The 15,314-nt window shown below is 52.0% G+C and carries 13 protein-coding genes and 1 pseudogene; 5 read left to right on the forward strand and 9 right to left on the reverse strand.

Features of this window, described 5'->3' with window-relative positions; translation table 11 throughout:
• The 5 genes and pseudogenes from EK23_RS17895 to EK23_RS24305 form a co-directional block, all read left to right on the forward strand.
• On the forward strand, positions 1–202 hold a 202-nt coding region (locus tag EK23_RS17895; RefSeq protein ID WP_045226776.1), incomplete at its 5' end, for a transposase domain-containing protein.
• Between the two features lie 27 nt (positions 203–229).
• The gene (locus EK23_RS17900; RefSeq protein ID WP_082054323.1) at positions 230–1,033 is read left to right on the forward strand and encodes a glycosyltransferase; all 804 of its coding nucleotides are present in this window, start codon (positions 230–232) and stop codon (positions 1,031–1,033) included.
• 1 nt (position 1,034) lies between these two features.
• A complete protein-coding gene (gene treZ, locus EK23_RS17905; protein ID WP_045226777.1) occupies positions 1,035–2,882 on the forward strand; it encodes a malto-oligosyltrehalose trehalohydrolase in 1,848 nt (615 codons plus the stop codon).
• A complete protein-coding gene (gene treY, locus EK23_RS17910) occupies positions 2,879–5,776 on the forward strand; it encodes a malto-oligosyltrehalose synthase (protein WP_045226778.1) in 2,898 nt (965 codons plus the stop codon). The genes treZ and treY overlap by 4 nt, the downstream gene beginning before the upstream one ends.
• A gap of 82 nt (positions 5,777–5,858) precedes the next feature.
• Positions 5,859–5,990 (forward strand): annotated as a pseudogene (locus EK23_RS24305) (IS5/IS1182 family transposase); the annotation flags it as partial.
• Here the strand turns inward: EK23_RS24305 and EK23_RS22725 are convergent.
• From EK23_RS22725 to EK23_RS17950, 9 genes are all read right to left on the reverse strand, one after another.
• Positions 5,976–6,290 (reverse strand): BON domain-containing protein, encoded by a 315-nt coding sequence (locus EK23_RS22725; RefSeq protein ID WP_082054324.1) that lies wholly within the window; start codon positions 6,288–6,290, stop codon positions 5,976–5,978. The pseudogene EK23_RS24305 and the gene EK23_RS22725 sit on opposite strands and share 15 nt — an antisense overlap.
• A gap of 334 nt (positions 6,291–6,624) precedes the next feature.
• On the reverse strand, positions 6,625–6,906 hold the full coding sequence (locus EK23_RS24930) for a high-potential iron-sulfur protein (RefSeq protein ID WP_499842563.1): 282 nt from the start codon (positions 6,904–6,906) through the stop codon (positions 6,625–6,627).
• A gap of 49 nt (positions 6,907–6,955) precedes the next feature.
• On the reverse strand, positions 6,956–7,243 hold the full coding sequence (locus EK23_RS17915; protein WP_045226779.1) for a sll1863 family stress response protein: 288 nt from the start codon (positions 7,241–7,243) through the stop codon (positions 6,956–6,958).
• Between the two features lie 443 nt (positions 7,244–7,686).
• Complete coding sequence (locus tag EK23_RS22735; protein WP_235282192.1) at positions 7,687–8,163, reverse strand: septal ring lytic transglycosylase RlpA family protein; 477 nt, start codon at positions 8,161–8,163, stop codon at positions 7,687–7,689.
• Between the two features lie 1,645 nt (positions 8,164–9,808).
• Complete coding sequence (locus tag EK23_RS17925; protein WP_045226823.1) at positions 9,809–11,755, reverse strand: aconitate hydratase; 1,947 nt, start codon at positions 11,753–11,755, stop codon at positions 9,809–9,811.
• A 734-nt stretch (positions 11,756–12,489) separates the two neighbouring features.
• Positions 12,490–13,536: a transaldolase family protein gene (locus EK23_RS17935; protein ID WP_045226781.1), complete on the reverse strand. Its 1,047-nt coding sequence runs from the start codon at positions 13,534–13,536 to the stop codon at positions 12,490–12,492.
• 435 nt (positions 13,537–13,971) lie between these two features.
• Positions 13,972–14,376: a beta/gamma crystallin domain-containing protein gene (locus tag EK23_RS22060; protein ID WP_052808319.1), complete on the reverse strand. Its 405-nt coding sequence runs from the start codon at positions 14,374–14,376 to the stop codon at positions 13,972–13,974.
• Between the two features lie 62 nt (positions 14,377–14,438).
• Positions 14,439–14,675: a hypothetical protein gene (locus EK23_RS17945; protein WP_045226782.1), complete on the reverse strand. Its 237-nt coding sequence runs from the start codon at positions 14,673–14,675 to the stop codon at positions 14,439–14,441.
• A gap of 100 nt (positions 14,676–14,775) precedes the next feature.
• Positions 14,776–15,240: a CBS domain-containing protein gene (locus tag EK23_RS17950; protein WP_158002541.1), complete on the reverse strand. Its 465-nt coding sequence runs from the start codon at positions 15,238–15,240 to the stop codon at positions 14,776–14,778.
• Between the last annotated feature and the right edge of the window lie 74 nt (positions 15,241–15,314).

Here is a 15,314-nt window from a genome sequence, read left to right on the forward strand (position 1 = left end):
CCGCAATTGGCTATTCGCCGGAAGTCTGCGTGCCGGTCAGCGCGCGGCTGCCATCATGAGCCTGATCCAGTCGGCGAAACTCAATGGTCACGACCCCTACGTCTATTTGAAAGACGTGCTCACGCGACTTCCGACGCAACCCGCCCATCGGATTCATGAACTTCTGCCGCATCGCTGGCAGCTTGAAACCACTCCCGCTTAGTTCCTCCAAGCGCGATCCGATTCCGGATTGCGTCAACATGGGATCGCCACGCGCTTACTTTCAATCTATGACGCTAGCATATTTTCTCTAGCTGCATTCGCGCAGACACTGCCGCATCCGCAGTACTTGATTCCGCCAAGCATTGACCCGTTGGCGGACAAAAACATCGAATTGCCAAAAGACGAAGTTGAAAAGGTCTATGAAGAATTCAAGCTTGATCGCGTGCGGCCCATTCTTTTACAAGTTTCTCGGTTTGATCGCTTCAAGGATCCAATCGGTGTAATACGCGCTTATCGCATGGCGAAGCAATCTAACCATAGCTTGCAACTGGTGCTGGCTGGAGGTAGTGCCGACGACGACCCAGAAGGGGAGGCAGTACTTCGGGAAGTTCAAGCCGAGACCGCGGGTGACCCAGACATGCATGTACTTTTGTTGCCCCCGGACGCACACCTTACCATCAATGCGCTACAGCGGGCTGCTGACGTTGTTATGCAAAAATCACTCAAGGAAGGTTTTGGGCTGACGGTGACAGAAGCTATGTGGAAAGGAAAGCCCGTGATTGGCGGTGATGTAGGGGGTATACGCCTGCAGATTGTAAATCACCATACCGGCTTTCTCGTAAAAACGCCTGAAGGCGCGGCCCTGCGAATCCGTTATCTGTTAGCGCGAGAAGACAAGCTCCGCGAGCTTGGCGCAAAAGCCAAGGCCTTTGTTCAGGAAAACTTCTTGATTACACGCCAACTCCGAGAACATCTGACTTTAATGCTAGCCCTTCTGAACGCCGGCCAGGATCGCATCAATTTGTCCAACGGTAATAGCGGCGTTAGCTGACATGAATCCAATCAGCTGGCACTCGATGCCGTTCGGTGCAGACGTACAAGCGGATAAGAAAGTGCGATTTCGGCTGTTGGCCCCGAAAGCCAATTCCGTGGACGTCTCTCTGAACGTCTGTGGCGAAAGGCAGATTCTTGCGATGACTGCGCTTGAGGATGGATGGTTTGAGGCAACTACGGACCAAGCGGCACCCGGGGATACGTATTCATACCGAATTAACGGTGAAATTTTTGTGCCCGACCCCGCTTCGCGATTTCAAAGTGATGAAGTACATGGTTGCAGCCAGATCGTCGACCCTAAATCATTCTTCTGGTCAGATGTTGACTGGTACGGGCGCCCATGGGAGGACTCCGTCATCTACGAATTGCACATCGGGTGTTTCACTCCTGAAGGAAGCTTTGAGGCTGCAAGTGCCAAGTTGAAATATCTCGCAGAACTGGGCGTCACTGCCGTGCAACTCATGCCGGTTGCCCAATTTCCAGGTCGTTGGAACTGGGGATATGATGGTGTCCTCCCGTTTGCAGTTGAGGCCCGCTATGGTACTCACGATGACCTCAAACGGTTGATTCAAGCTGCCCATGAACTCCAGCTGATGGTGTTCATCGACGTTGTCTACAATCACTTCGGACCGGAAGGAAACTATCTCCATACTTACGCGCCTTCGTTTTTCACGGACCGCCATAAGACGCCTTGGGGCGATGGCATAAATTTCGACGGAGCAGGCAGCCATTGGGTCCGGCAATTCTTTATCCATAACGCACTTTATTGGATTGAGGAGTATCACGTGGATGGATTACGCCTAGATGCCGTCCACGCAATTCTTGATAACTCTATGCCTAGCTTTCTAGAAGAACTCGCAGATACCATCCAGCAGACTGCTGGCTTTGAACGCCAAATCCACCTTGTGTTGGAAAATGATGCCAATAGTGCACGCTATCTTGCTCGCGACTCAAAAGGTCGTGTCGTGCGATTCGCCGCGCAGTGGAATGACGACTTCCACCATGCTTTTCATGTTTTGCTTACCGGTGAGACTAACGGCTACTACTGCGACTACACCGATGACCCGGTTGGTTTGGTGGGGCGATGCCTGACCGAAGGCTTTGCCTATCAGGGCCAGGCATCTACCTATCGGAACGGCGTGCTGCGCGGCGAACCCAGCCGCCAATTACCCCCAACGGCGTTTGTGAACTTTTTGCAAAACCATGATCAGATCGGCAATCGGGCATTAGGTGAGCGTATCACAGCGCTTGCAGAGCCTGACGCGATTCGTGCTGCAGCGGCCATTTTGCTGGTCGCGCCATCGCCACCGTTGATCTTCATGGGAGAGGAATGGGGTAGCCGAGACCCCTTCGTATATTTCTGCGATTTCGAGCCCGACCTAATGGAGCGGGTATGTGCGGGGCGACGTCAGGAGTTTGGTCTGTTTTCGGAATCAGCGGATGCTTCCTCCGGCATAGCTATTCCCGATCCTTCTGATAGCTTTGAATCGTGCTGTCTGAATTGGGAACTGGCTTTAGCGCCAGAGGCTGGTCGTTGGCGGAACTGGTACACCGAACTATTGGCCCTGCGGTCTCGTGAAATTGTGCCCCGGCTCAGAGGTGTGTGTGGGGACATGGCCACTTTCGCCCGCTGGGGAGTTTCGGGGCTCCACATGAGCTGGAAACTCGGTGATGGTTCCGTGCTGAGCATGCTCACTAATCTTGGGAACGATATTGTGGCCACTTCCAATTTGCCAGAAGGGCGTTTTCTATACATGTTTCCTTCCAATTTAGACCTTGCCCAATCGCCTTTCAACTTTCCGGCGTGGTCAGTAGTATGGTTCCTGGCTGAGCAGGCGCCTTCATGAATGATGAACCCTTTCCACGCGCTACGTATCGACTTCAGTTTAACCACGAGTTCACTTTCGCTCATGCAGTACGCGTAGTACCTTACTTGCATGCACTGGGAATAAGCCATGTATATGCCTCACCCTGCCTAAAAGCACGTAGAGGTAGTGTCCATGGCTACGATATTGTCGACCATAATGCATTTAATCCTGAAGTAGGCGGGCGAGAAGACTTCGAACGCTTTGTCGATATGCTGCATGCCCATGGTATGGGGTTGATCCTTGATATCGTGCCAAATCATATGGGTATCGCTCAAAACCAAAATGCTTGGTGGCAGGATGTGCTAGAAAACGGCAGGGCATCACTGTATAGCGAATATTTCGATATTGATTGGCACCCCGCGCGCGAAACACTGCGAAGCAAGGTACACCTACCGGTATTGGGTGATCACTATGGGAGATTGTTAGAACAAGGCGAATTACATCTGACGTTTGACGGCGACCGGGGAGAGTTCGCCGTTCGTTATTGGGAGCAACAGTGCCCCATTGATCCAGAAACCTACCCTGAACTCTTGGCGCGGGACCTTGAGAGTCTCGCGAGTTTGACTGCGGACGAAAACCATACCATGACCGAGTGGCATGCCCTGATTGCCGATTTCGAGCAACTCAGAAACTTGCGTAACTGTCCAATGGAACGCAGTCGGGTAGCGGCGGGATGTAAGCAACGGTTGGCGGGCCTATACGATCGGTCACCAACAATTCAGGCTTACATGAAATGTCAGTTGGAGGAAATAAACGGCCGACAGGGTGAACCGGAGTCTTTCAAGGAACTGCATGACTTGTTGGAGCGACAGTCTTTCCGTCTTGCCTATTGGCGTGTAGCCTCGGATGAAATCAACTACCGACGTTTTTTCGATATCAACGAGCTGGTTGGACTCCGCCAGGAGAACCCGACCGTTTTCGAAGGCACGCATCGACTTGTTCTAGCCTTGATCGCTGATGGTAGCGTCAACGGCCTGCGCATTGATCATCCCGATGGGTTACACGATCCTGCGAGTTATCTGAAGCACTTACAGCAAGAAGCCCGGCGCTTTTGCGCTAACTCACGGACGCTGGATCAGGGTGAAAAGTGTGTCTATGTTGTCGCGGAGAAGATATTAGCGGGCTACGAGCACCTGCAAGAAGACTGGCCGGTAGACGGTACCACCGGGTATGAGTTTTCCAACCATGTCAACGGCTTGTTTGTCTATGGACCATCTGAGCGTGATTTGACACGAACTTACGCCCATTTCATCGGCCAACATGTTGCCTTCGACGAATTGCTTTATCAGCAAAAGCGGCAAGTAATCCGAACCCAGATGTCAAGCGACCTCGCTATGCTCTCAAAAAGGCTAGATTCAATAGCCCAAATGGATCTGCATACACGGGACTACACACAAAACAGCCTACGTGACGCATTGGTGGAAGTAGTCGCTCGATTTCCAGTCTATCGAACTTATATCACTCAGAATGGGGCGGGTGAGGACGACGTGCGATTCATTGACTGGGCTGTTGCGCAGGCAAAGCGTCGCTGCTCAGCCTCCGTTGAAAACACTGTGTTTGACTTTCTGCGGGATATCCTCTTACTCCGAAATCTAGATGGCAAAACTGCCGAATATCGTGGAAAAGTCGTTCAATTTACGATGCGCTTCCAACAGTACACCGCTCCAGTGATGGCCAAATCTTTGGAAGACACTACGTTTTACATATATAACCGGCTTGTTTCTCTGAACGAAGTAGCCGGTGATCCACGACATTTCGGTGTCAGTCCCGCGGCGTTTCATTATGCGAATCAGCAGCGGCTCCGGCGCTGGCCTGGATCAATGATCAACACCACAACACATGACAGCAAACGGAGCGAAGATGTCCGGGCCAGGATCAATGTCATTTCCGAGATTGCTAACCAATGGAAAAAGCAGGTCGCACTGTGGTCTCGATTAAATCGCCGAAAGAAGCAGCGTGTCGAAGGCGAATGGTTGCCCTCGCGGAACGACGAATATTTGCTGTATCAGACTCTTTTGGGCGCATGGCCACTAGAACCGACGGATGATCAAGGGCGAATGCTGTTTAAACAGCGAATTGAAGCTTATATGTTGAAGGCTGTCAGAGAATCTAAAGTAAAATCTTCTTGGTTGAATCCTGACAAAACATATGAGGTCGCACTCAAGATATTTATAGACAAGTTGCTTGACCGAGATGCCGGCAAAACCTTTCTGAATTCTTTCCTACCATTCCAGAATCAGGTCGCGCGATGGGGGCTATTTAATAGTTTGTCTCAAACACTTTTGAAATTGACTTCACCGGGAGCGCCGGATATTTATCAGGGCACGGAGTCGTGGAGGTTTCTCCTTGTCGATCCAGATAATCGACAGTTAGTTGATTTTGAACAGCTAGCCAGGCGCATGGAGCAATTGGAACAATGTGAGGGGCGCAATTTAACAAGGACACTGCGATTTTTCCTGGATAATTTGGAAAGCGGCCTAGCCAAACTTTACCTAATTCGTAAGGTATTGGAATTTAGGAGGCGTCATCCTGATATTTTTGCGTTGGGGGAATATCTTCCATTGGACCCAGAAGGCGAAAGATCACCTCACCTCTGTGCGTTTGCCCGGCGCCACGGTGACTGCGTTATAATAATCATTGCAAGTCGATGGTTTGCCAGTCTTACCGAGGAACCATCTGAACTGCCAATAGGAATGGAAGTTTGGAAAACCACGCGCCTAGCGCTGCCGGATTATTTGGGTTCCTTGCGCTTCGTTGAAGTGCTTAGTGGAACTCACGTCAAATCAGTCCACCAGGAAAGTGGGGTTTGGTTGCAGGTCGGTCACGCACTCAAGCATTTTCCAGTGGCCCTTTTACAGTCCAGACTGCACTAAGGAAACACCGATTTAATCGCTCCGGTACGAGCCTTAACCCAGCAAAATAGCCGCACAACAAGCCTTCCTGACGATCCATTCGATGATCCAGCAGACCAGCCTTCTTGACCTGGCCCCTCAGTCCAAGAGGCGCCTCACGCGCCGCCAGCCGTTTCTGGCTGAGATGGAACGCGTGGTGCCTTGGACTGAACTGGTGGCGTTACTTAAGTCGCATGTCGTTCTTCACAGACTTTACTCCCGTAACTTTGGACGCTACTTCAGTCGCCTTTTTTATCGACTCTCGTGAGCTAACAAAGCCGCTCAGTTGGACTGCGCCTTTAAAAGTTTCAACATTGATTTCAGCCGAACTCAGCATCGGCTCATGCAATATGGCCGCCTTGACTTTGGTTGTAATTACCGTATCGTCAAAGTATTCACCAGTGCCTTCTTGCTTTTGTGTTGGTGCGCAACCTTGTGTTGACAAAAGTGACAACGAAAAGAAAAAGGCTGCTATATACGGAGCTGAGTTTCTCATGGCAAGTCCCCTACCGCGAAGCGGAAAGTCATTCTTGAATGCATTTCCTTCTTAGTTTCACCGACAGTGGTTGCGTAATTCATGATATGCCCTTCTATGGATAAGGCCCGCAAACTGTTAAATAATACTCATATTTCTAATTACAAGTTAACAAAATCTGTAAATTATCGAAGAGCAATAAACGCGACAAAAAACTAGTCAGCTCCAAGCCAAGCCGTGAGTTAATTAACAGTAGTGTACCAGCAGCAAACAACATATCACATTTATTCGTGCTTCCTCACTTGTCGAAAAAACCCTCCAGTGAACGGCGCATGCGTGATGCTTTAATTAACGTTTACTCTTTACTTCTTTGAGCCCAGAGCTTGCACCATGCGTTTGGGCTAATAGTGCCATCGACCACATTACAACTGCTGGGAGGCCTGAAATGCATACAGTTCGCACAAGCTTGACTTCCTTTCGGTTGTCCCTGATATTCTGCTTGGACTTGACTAAGCTTAGCTTCATCGCTGTAAACCAGCCGGGAAAGGCATGCTGCACAGCCTGTCGCGAGCAAGTTAATTAGAGCATCTCTGCGTGAATATCGACTTTGTAACATGGCAAATACCCTCCTTTCCATCTCAAAAGAGCCATGCGCTTCCTGACGCTTCCGCTTGAGCTACCTATGGCTAATTGAATTTTGATTGTGCTTTTTCTACGCTGGATCTGAGTTCATTCCACGCATTTTCCATCCCTGGCTTGAGTTCATCCCAAGCTTCCTCGCCACTTTGCTTCAGCACTTGTAGCTTGGTTTGCGCTGCAGCATGCTGAGAACGTAATGTTTCGATCAATTCGCTACACTCCGATTTCGTTTCTGCAGTTGCTTTGTCCGCCTTGTTCTTTAACTCTTCAATACTTTTAGCCCAAGACTTGAACTGAAACTCCAATTTTTCGATATATTCGTCTCTTGTGGCCATGAAATGTTCTCCTTTCACCTAATTGGATTGGCCCGCCCGATGGTCAGGCCATGTTTTCCAGGGTGCAATATATCTGCGTCAGCGATAGAGCACCCCAATTTGATATGGTAAGTCCCTAACTGCTATAATAGAGATCTGTATAAAACACTTCATTTTATTGTGCGTCTATTCGTATGATTGCTGCCCGCGGAAATTCTTCTAGGGAATCGCAGATTAGATAAGAATTTTATCTGCATAGCGCAACAACGCATTGATTACACTAAGCACCCGTTACCTGGAATTGAAGCAATCGGAATTTTTCTGGCTTTAATAGGTTTTTATCAAAAGTATCAGGTTTTTAGGGGCATGCAGAGCTATTGGTTGATACGTATTCTTTAGCGTAAAAGGAACTCCTTGCTCCCTTGATGGTTGAGCCACTACGTTCTAGCTAGATATTTACCTTTTCATTGGGCTGAATTCTTTCCGCTGATTTTAGAATCTGCGCACGAAACTGTTCCCTCAACTTTCTTTCCAGGTACATCATCGGCTTCGATCCGAACTTTAGCCTTCCCTTTTTCTTTTATTCCGAGCTTCTTGGCTGCTTTACTCGATAAGTCGATGGCGCGATTACCGACGTATGGGCCGCGGTCATTGATTTCGACTTCGACCGATTTACCACTCCTAAGGTCGGTTACATCCACTTCGGTTCCCAACGGGAGGGTACGATGCGCTGCCGTCAATTCGTCTTGGTCGAAGGTGTCACCGCTGGCAGTTGCCTTTCCATCGAATCCGGGGCCATACCAGGAGGCTATTCCCACTTGGCGGCAGTCTGGCGAACCTTGGGTATGACTGGAGGGTGAACGTGCTTTTGACTTTCGGTGGCGCTCAGTATCGACCTCGGGTGCGCAGGCCTGCAGCAATAGCAAAGCTGTTAGGGCCAAATGGAGCTGTCGTCTGAATGGCCTGGCAGCACCCATAGGTAACCTCTGTCATTCTATAGTTCCTGTCCAAGCGTTGTACTTGAATCCAGCATAGCGGTGCGGCTTATCAGTAAGCAGTGTTGATGCAAGTGCTAACGCCATGCTGTCGGCTTCAAAGTGACTATAGGCTCGGTGTATCAGTTAAGGAAACTTCAGAACGCTAGTAGAACACAAACTGGATTAGGCCTTCCCTTTTGAGACGTGCTTGATGCGAGCTAATTCGTAACTTTCAATTCATTTTGTGGACAGACAGCCGAAATAGAAAGCACTTTCTAATGGAATCTAACAGGGCATGAATTCGGGCTCGTCCGGAAGGGTATATTTGCCGACTATGTGCTTCCCCTATCTGGTGCCCTGGACCTGTTGACGCATCACCTCAATAAGATGCTGATCCAATTGCGACCGCGATTCTTGCCAGGATGCATATGGTCCAAGAACCCCCTCACTGGTCCTAACAAACCACTGTCTTAACCCTGCTCGATCTACGACCCTCCAAAAGATGCGTTCCTCCTCAATCATGTGATTTACCCCTTAATCTTCGGTTTATTACGGGGAATATCTTATGGATCCAGGCTGTGGGTGACTTAACTGATTATTTTTAACCACTCGGACAGTTCCTGTCTGGACATGAATTGGACTCTCACGCCTAATCTCCATAGTGCAAGTGGTTCATAAATTCTCCAACCTCCGTGGCCAATTACTTCCTGGGACTTTCCGCCTGACAAAAGAATCCCTGATGGCGGTCACATATCAGCATAGAGTTGAATTGACTTTAAACGTGACGGATAGATTCAATGCCATTGATCGGTTTGATCGCGAGGAGAATGTTCCTAGGGTCAAATAATGTATCGTTCACACGTTTCCCGCCAGTCGTTTAGCTGCGTAGTTAAAATGCTAGTATCGTCGCAATGTATGATCGCCAGACGAACGGCACTGCCGTTTCGGAAAATGGCTCTAGGGTGAAGGAAACAAAGGCTGGCATACACATCGGGACTTTCAAAAAGTCACGACAATCCATCATTGTGTGCATTTCCTGGCTGAGGAACTCTTGAGATTGCATGCCCATGGCGAGCGAGCATTCGCTCTACCCCGGTTGGGAGAATTGCATGCTCTTCGTGATGAGTTAATTGACACCCTGCAAAGCATCATTTACACCACTATCGCGGACTCTACCCCAGATACCCGGTGTGTCGCATTGTTTCAATATCGCCGGTGCCACAGCCTTTGACCTTGGGATCTCGAAACGTGTTTTCGATGATCCGATCGAGATGGCCTGGGCCTTGCCGATATCCTGTTTATACGGGGCCGTGATACGTCCTGAGGTGCTAGCCGCGATGCCGCTGATTGTGAAACAGCATCGTGAATTTCCCAGAGATCAGCGTAGTGGAACTTCCCGAGTCAACCGATAATCTGTTGATATAAAGAGGCGATTCTAAATAAAAGTGGCAAACCTCCATGCTGATCCTGGAAATATCAGCGCGCTGATTTCCAAGCTTGGGCCCCGGCAGCCCAAGAATGTTCGCCAAAAAAGGAGGCTGACGATGGGGTGTCATTACACCAGACGATCGTATGGTTGAGTTGAATGCTCATGCGAAAGACTCCGCTGTTACGGCTTCGTGATCGTCCGACTTCCTACCAGATTGATCAGACTGCCGGCCAGCACCATTTCGATCTGCCTTTTTGTCAGATTGTGCAGGGTTTCGTACGTCTGGTCCTTGCTGCGATTGGTCAACTGGACACGGTTGCTCTGGCTGATGGCTGAGCGCGCCTCCTCGATGGCCAGCACATCGTCCTGACCGATCTTGTCCCAGTCTCCGGGATCTACAAATAGCAGCGGGAGAATGCCGAAGTTGCTGAGATTCTGTAGGTGAATGCGGGCAAAGCTTTTGGCGATGACCACCCTCAGCCCCAGATAGCGAGGTGCCAGGGCCGCGTGTTCGCGGCTCGAACCCTGGCCGTAATTGTCGCCGCCCACCACGAAGAAAGTCTGGCGTCGATGGGCCATGGCCCTATCGAAAAAGCTCTCGTCGATTTGGCTGAAAACAAATTCGCTGATAGCCGGAATGTTGCTGCGGAACGGCAACACCTTGGCCCCTGCGGGCATGATCTCGTCTGTTGAAATGTCGTTTCCCACTTTGAGGAGCACCGGTCCCTCAATTCGGTCAGGCAATGGTTCCAAATTCGGAAGTGGTTTTATGTTGGGGCCCTTCTCCAGTTCCCCCGACGCTCCTTCTGGAAGAGGAGGAACCAGGATATCGAGGTTGAGGCGCGGGCTTTCAGGCTCCTCGATGTGGGGGTATGCCATGCCGAGGGTCCTTGGGTCGGTGATCACGCCAGTCAGAGCGGAGGCGGCAGCCGTTTCGGGGCTGGACAAGTAAACCTGGTCTTCCTTGGTTCCAGAACGTCCCGGGAAATTTCGCGGTACGGTACGCAGGCTGATGCGCCCAGTGGCCGGCGCCTGTCCCATTCCGATGCATCCGCCGCATCCGGCCTGATGTATACGGGCACCGGCATGGATCAGTTTGCCGAGGACGCCCGCCTCGACCAGGTTTTCCAGGATCTGCCTGGACGTCGGATTTACATCGAAGGAGACCCGGTCGTGGACCTGGTGGCCGTCGACGATGGCGGCTGCGATGGCAAAGTCCCGGAACCCTGGATTTGCGGATGAGCCAATATAGGCCTGATAGATTTCCCTGCCGGCAACCTCCCGCACGGGCACGACGTTCCCGGGGCTGCTGGGCAGTGCGATCAGGGGCTCCAGCGTGGCTAAATCGATTTCTTCATACGCGTCATAGGTGGCGTCTTCGTCGGCGACGATTTCCCGATAGGCATCCTCTCGCCCCTGGCTTTGCAGAAACCGCCGTACCGCTTCGTCTGCCGGAAAGACCGTGGTGGTTGCGCCTATTTCGGCGCCCATGTTGGCGATCACATGACGATCCATGGCCGTCAGCGACTCAAGACCGGGGCCATGATATTCCACGATCCACCCATCCCCCCCGTCGACACCGTGCCGACGCAGCAATTCCAAAACCACGTCCTTGGCGCTGACCCAGTCCGGCAATCGCCCCACCAGTTTGACGCCCAAAATCTTCGGCATCTGCAGGTAGAAGGGTTCTCCCGACATGGCCATGGCGACCTCCAGGCCACCGGCGCCGATTGCCAGCATACCCAGTGAGCCAGCGGCACAGGTATGGCTGTCCGACCCCAGCAAGGTTTTGCCCGGAATTCCGAAGCGCTCCATATGCAACGGATGGCTTACGCCGTTCCCCGGCCGGCTGTACCAGACTCCGAATTTCCGGCACGCACTGCGTAAGAACAGATGGTCGTCGGAATTTTTTGCGTCCTCTTGCAGCAGGTTATGGTCGACATACTGCGCAGACAGCTCAGTTCGTACCCGCGCGATCCCAAGGGCTTCGAACTCCAGCATGACCAGGGTGCCGGTGGCGTCCTGTGTCAGGGTTTGATCGATCTTCAGACCGATCTCGCTACCCGGCGTCATTCGCCCTTCGGCCAGATGCCCCTCGATCAGCTTTTTAGAGATGTTCTTACCCATGGCTTTACCCTCTGCAGCCATTGGTCGTTTCGTCGCAACGCTCCTGCAAGTCGGCTGCTCCCTGTCAATTGCGATTGGCCGTAACCGGTGTTTTGAAAAGAACCGCGGCCAGGCAAACCGTGATGCCTTTTTCGTTGCAACTCACCGCGCCAAAACTAACGTTGCGTAACTTCCCCACAGGCCTTGCATCGATAACGCAGTAAAGTGAGGTCGTTTTCTATCGGCTCCAGATCATTGCTTCCGCAACTAACGCAAATGAGCCGATCAGCGTCGGAGCGCACTGACGATCCATGGCAGTAGGTGAAGGCCGCACCGCAGGTGGCACACTTCAGGGTCAGAAGGGCGTCTTTGGTTCGCGTGGGCTCCCAGTGGCCATCGGCACCACAGTCGGGGCATCCGATGGAGGAGATTGTGGCGATAAACTTTTCCTCAGCGCTCAGGGCGAACCCAGTGGTGTGCTGCGACAGTCCGGCAGCCGTGGGAGTAATGTCGGTATTCATGGCGATGACTCCGATTCGAGAGCTTTTTAGGAATCTCATTGTGTTGGATACGAGCCTCACCTCCTGTTACTGGGGAGGCCTCATCCTTTATGTCTCCGATGTAGTCTGCTTGAACCAGTAACCTGTCACGCAATACCTCGCGCCAGGCTTTACGCCCCGTGATGCCGATTCGGGCAAGGACTGTGTCCAATCCACCGCCCCGGACGGCCACGAACTAGGCGTTGCCAGAATAGCCTAGGCCGCGAGATCCCGGTGCTTGAGCGCGATGAGCTTCAAAAGCGCTTTATGGGGGTCGGCGAATTTCGCCGTGCCTTCCTCCATCAATACCATTTCCAATTTTTCCATATCCACCTTGGCATCGATCTCTTCCAGGATTTCTAACGGAGGTAGTTGGTCGACCTGGCGTGTGTAGGTCTTGCCCAGTTTGTCTACGGCATCGTTGGTGGCGGGCGGATTGGTCTGTATATCGCTTCCGGCCAGCGCTTCGACGTATTTGTCGGGCGGGTCGTCCGGCTTCTTGGTGCCGGTGCTGGCAAACACGATTTCCTGCTGCAGCGGCAGCGCCTTGTCCTGCCAAAAGGCCCGATTCAGCGCCCACAAGCGTTTGACATTGACGATTCCGACCTGCCCTTGAGCCGCCAGACTGAGCTCCGGAACATGCTTTTCCGTATACACGTCGACGCGGGACACAAAGATGCTGTAGACGCTCTTGAAGTGGTCCAAAGTCAGGCGCCGTTGTGCGCCACGCCAGACATTCTCTCGCGCCATGCGGTATTGCCGCTCGGAGAATATCAGGGTGACATTGAGGTTGACGCCGGCGGCGGCCAGTTCCTCCAGCGCATTCAATCCGGCCGTGGTCGCCGGTACCTTGATCAGGCGATTGGGATGGCCTTTGCCCCAGTGCTTTCCCAATTCAATGTACTCCCGGACGCGTTGGTCATGGGGTGGGCCGAGTTCACGGTCCTCCAACAAGGGATCGAGCTCAAAACTCACATAGCCGTCGTTGCCCTTGGTCTGTTCCCAAATAGGCAAAAAGGTCTCCTGGGCACGGCGCACCAGATAGTCGGTCATTTCCCACGCTATAGCAGTATCGTCCATGCCTTCATCAATCAGGCAGCGAATGTGGTCGTCAAAGCGCCCCGTCTTGATGGTGTCGGTTATGATGATGGGATTGGAAGTGGCACCGGTGGCACCCAGTGCCTGGTCTCTTTGAACCAGTTCCGGGTCGATCGAGTCGAGCCAGAGTTTGGTTCCTGTCGCGATTAAGGAATGGAGTGACATGGCAGTACCCTCCCCGATCTTGGTGCTCGTCGCCCTGCCCGAAATACGGGGTGGGCTTTAGCAGGACCGGTACAAAATTAGATTGGCCCACCCGGCCTTTAGTTCTCGAATGGACCCCGAATTCAAAAATTGCCGGATCGCGTTACAGGGGCCAATAAGAGCCTGGCGAAAACTGCGGAATGCCGGCGTCTTAGGGCTTACACGCCATTAATTTTCGATGGCAGTCTGTTCGCTGCCACCTGAGATTCACTCCCGGCTGTCACGCAGACCGGCTAACCTACTTGATTGCAAGCGCGCAGCACCCGGCACGCCGGGGTTACTGAATTACCATTGATTCAGTAAATGAATCAAAGAGCCAGTCTGGCAGCCAATAGTTCGATTGCCAATTTCAGAATCCCGTTGTGCCCCTTTGCCATCGCTCCCTCAGTTCGTTTCTCACGGTACACGGTCGACGCACTTCAATCTAATTGAGCTGATAGCGTTATGAAGGTTGAATTCACCGAAATGGTGAATGCTTTGGTTAGGATAAAAAGTCTGAATTGAGGTACGGAAATTATCAGGCGTGGTTTTCCAGTTTTGAATGGCATCCGGATGGTTTTCGGATACGGAGGGCACCTCGTAATTTTCATCCCGATAAACCGTGACCTCCGCGTGGGGCCCGACTTCCAGACTGTCGATCACATCATTCCAATCATGGCTGTGTAGCCCTTTCAGGGTCGGCAAATCGACTGGGCCTTCAAGCCTGGCCTGCAAACCCTTGAATTCCGGTTCGTCAAAAATATCAACCCAGCAGCCCTCCGTTACCGCTCCGACATCGCATGTAACAAAGAAAATCAGCATAGGAAGCGCTCGCCCAAGATATGCTGGCTGCATGTCGCTACCTCTCAGTCCGCAAGCAATGTTCACCGAAAGGACGGAGTAATCCCTTCGACACCCGCAAAGGCTGCCGCCGGATGGCGCTTCTGAACCAGCTGATGAATTTCGTCCACGCGATTCCCTGGAACATCGACCATCAGGAACAATCGGCCCCATTTTGCCAGTACGTCGATATGCCGATCCTCGACTTGGGCCAGTAAGAGGTCATCGACAATTAAACCCGTCAGATCAAGGTTAGGAACCACACAATAGATGCGCTTCATGAGTTCCTCCTGGAAAAGGCGAACGCTGAACCCGACGCCCGATGCGATGCATCTGGAATGAAGATGACCGCATGTCTGAACGCTCCAGGTAAGGCTGACCTTAGGCTGACGCCGACATGCCTGTCGCATGGGACGTGCAGATGGCGGCAAGCGTGTTGCTCACATCCCCGTCCGTAATGTTCTTGCTGCTCGTCGTTTGTTCACGCGCTGCTTCCTGAGCCAGGTCCGCGAGTGAAATGATTCCGACAAGGCCTTGCTGCTTGTCGAGTACCGGAAGCCGGCGTACTTTGCCGTCTGACATAATCTTCTCGGCATCAGCCAGGCTCTGGGATGGCAAACAAGTTCGAAGCTCCTTCGCCATGGCCTGGGACACGCGAAGATCTCTCAGTGGCATTCCCTCAAACAAGGCACACAAGGCAATGTCCCGGTCTGTGAGCATACCCACGACCCTTTTTTCGCCATTGTCTGTGCAGACGGGTAAACAACCGCAATCGTGGTCCCACATCATCTGTGTCGCCAGCTCAAGGCTATCGTCCGGGCGACAACACTGGACGTCTTTGGTCATAATTTGCTCTACTCGCATAGTGCTCGGACCTCTGTTGAATTCGTTGAAGGTTTAAGCGCTGGTGGCACTTCTTG

Source organism: Methyloterricola oryzae (genome assembly GCF_000934725.1).
GTDB lineage: Bacteria > Pseudomonadota > Gammaproteobacteria > Methylococcales > Methylococcaceae > Methyloterricola > Methyloterricola oryzae.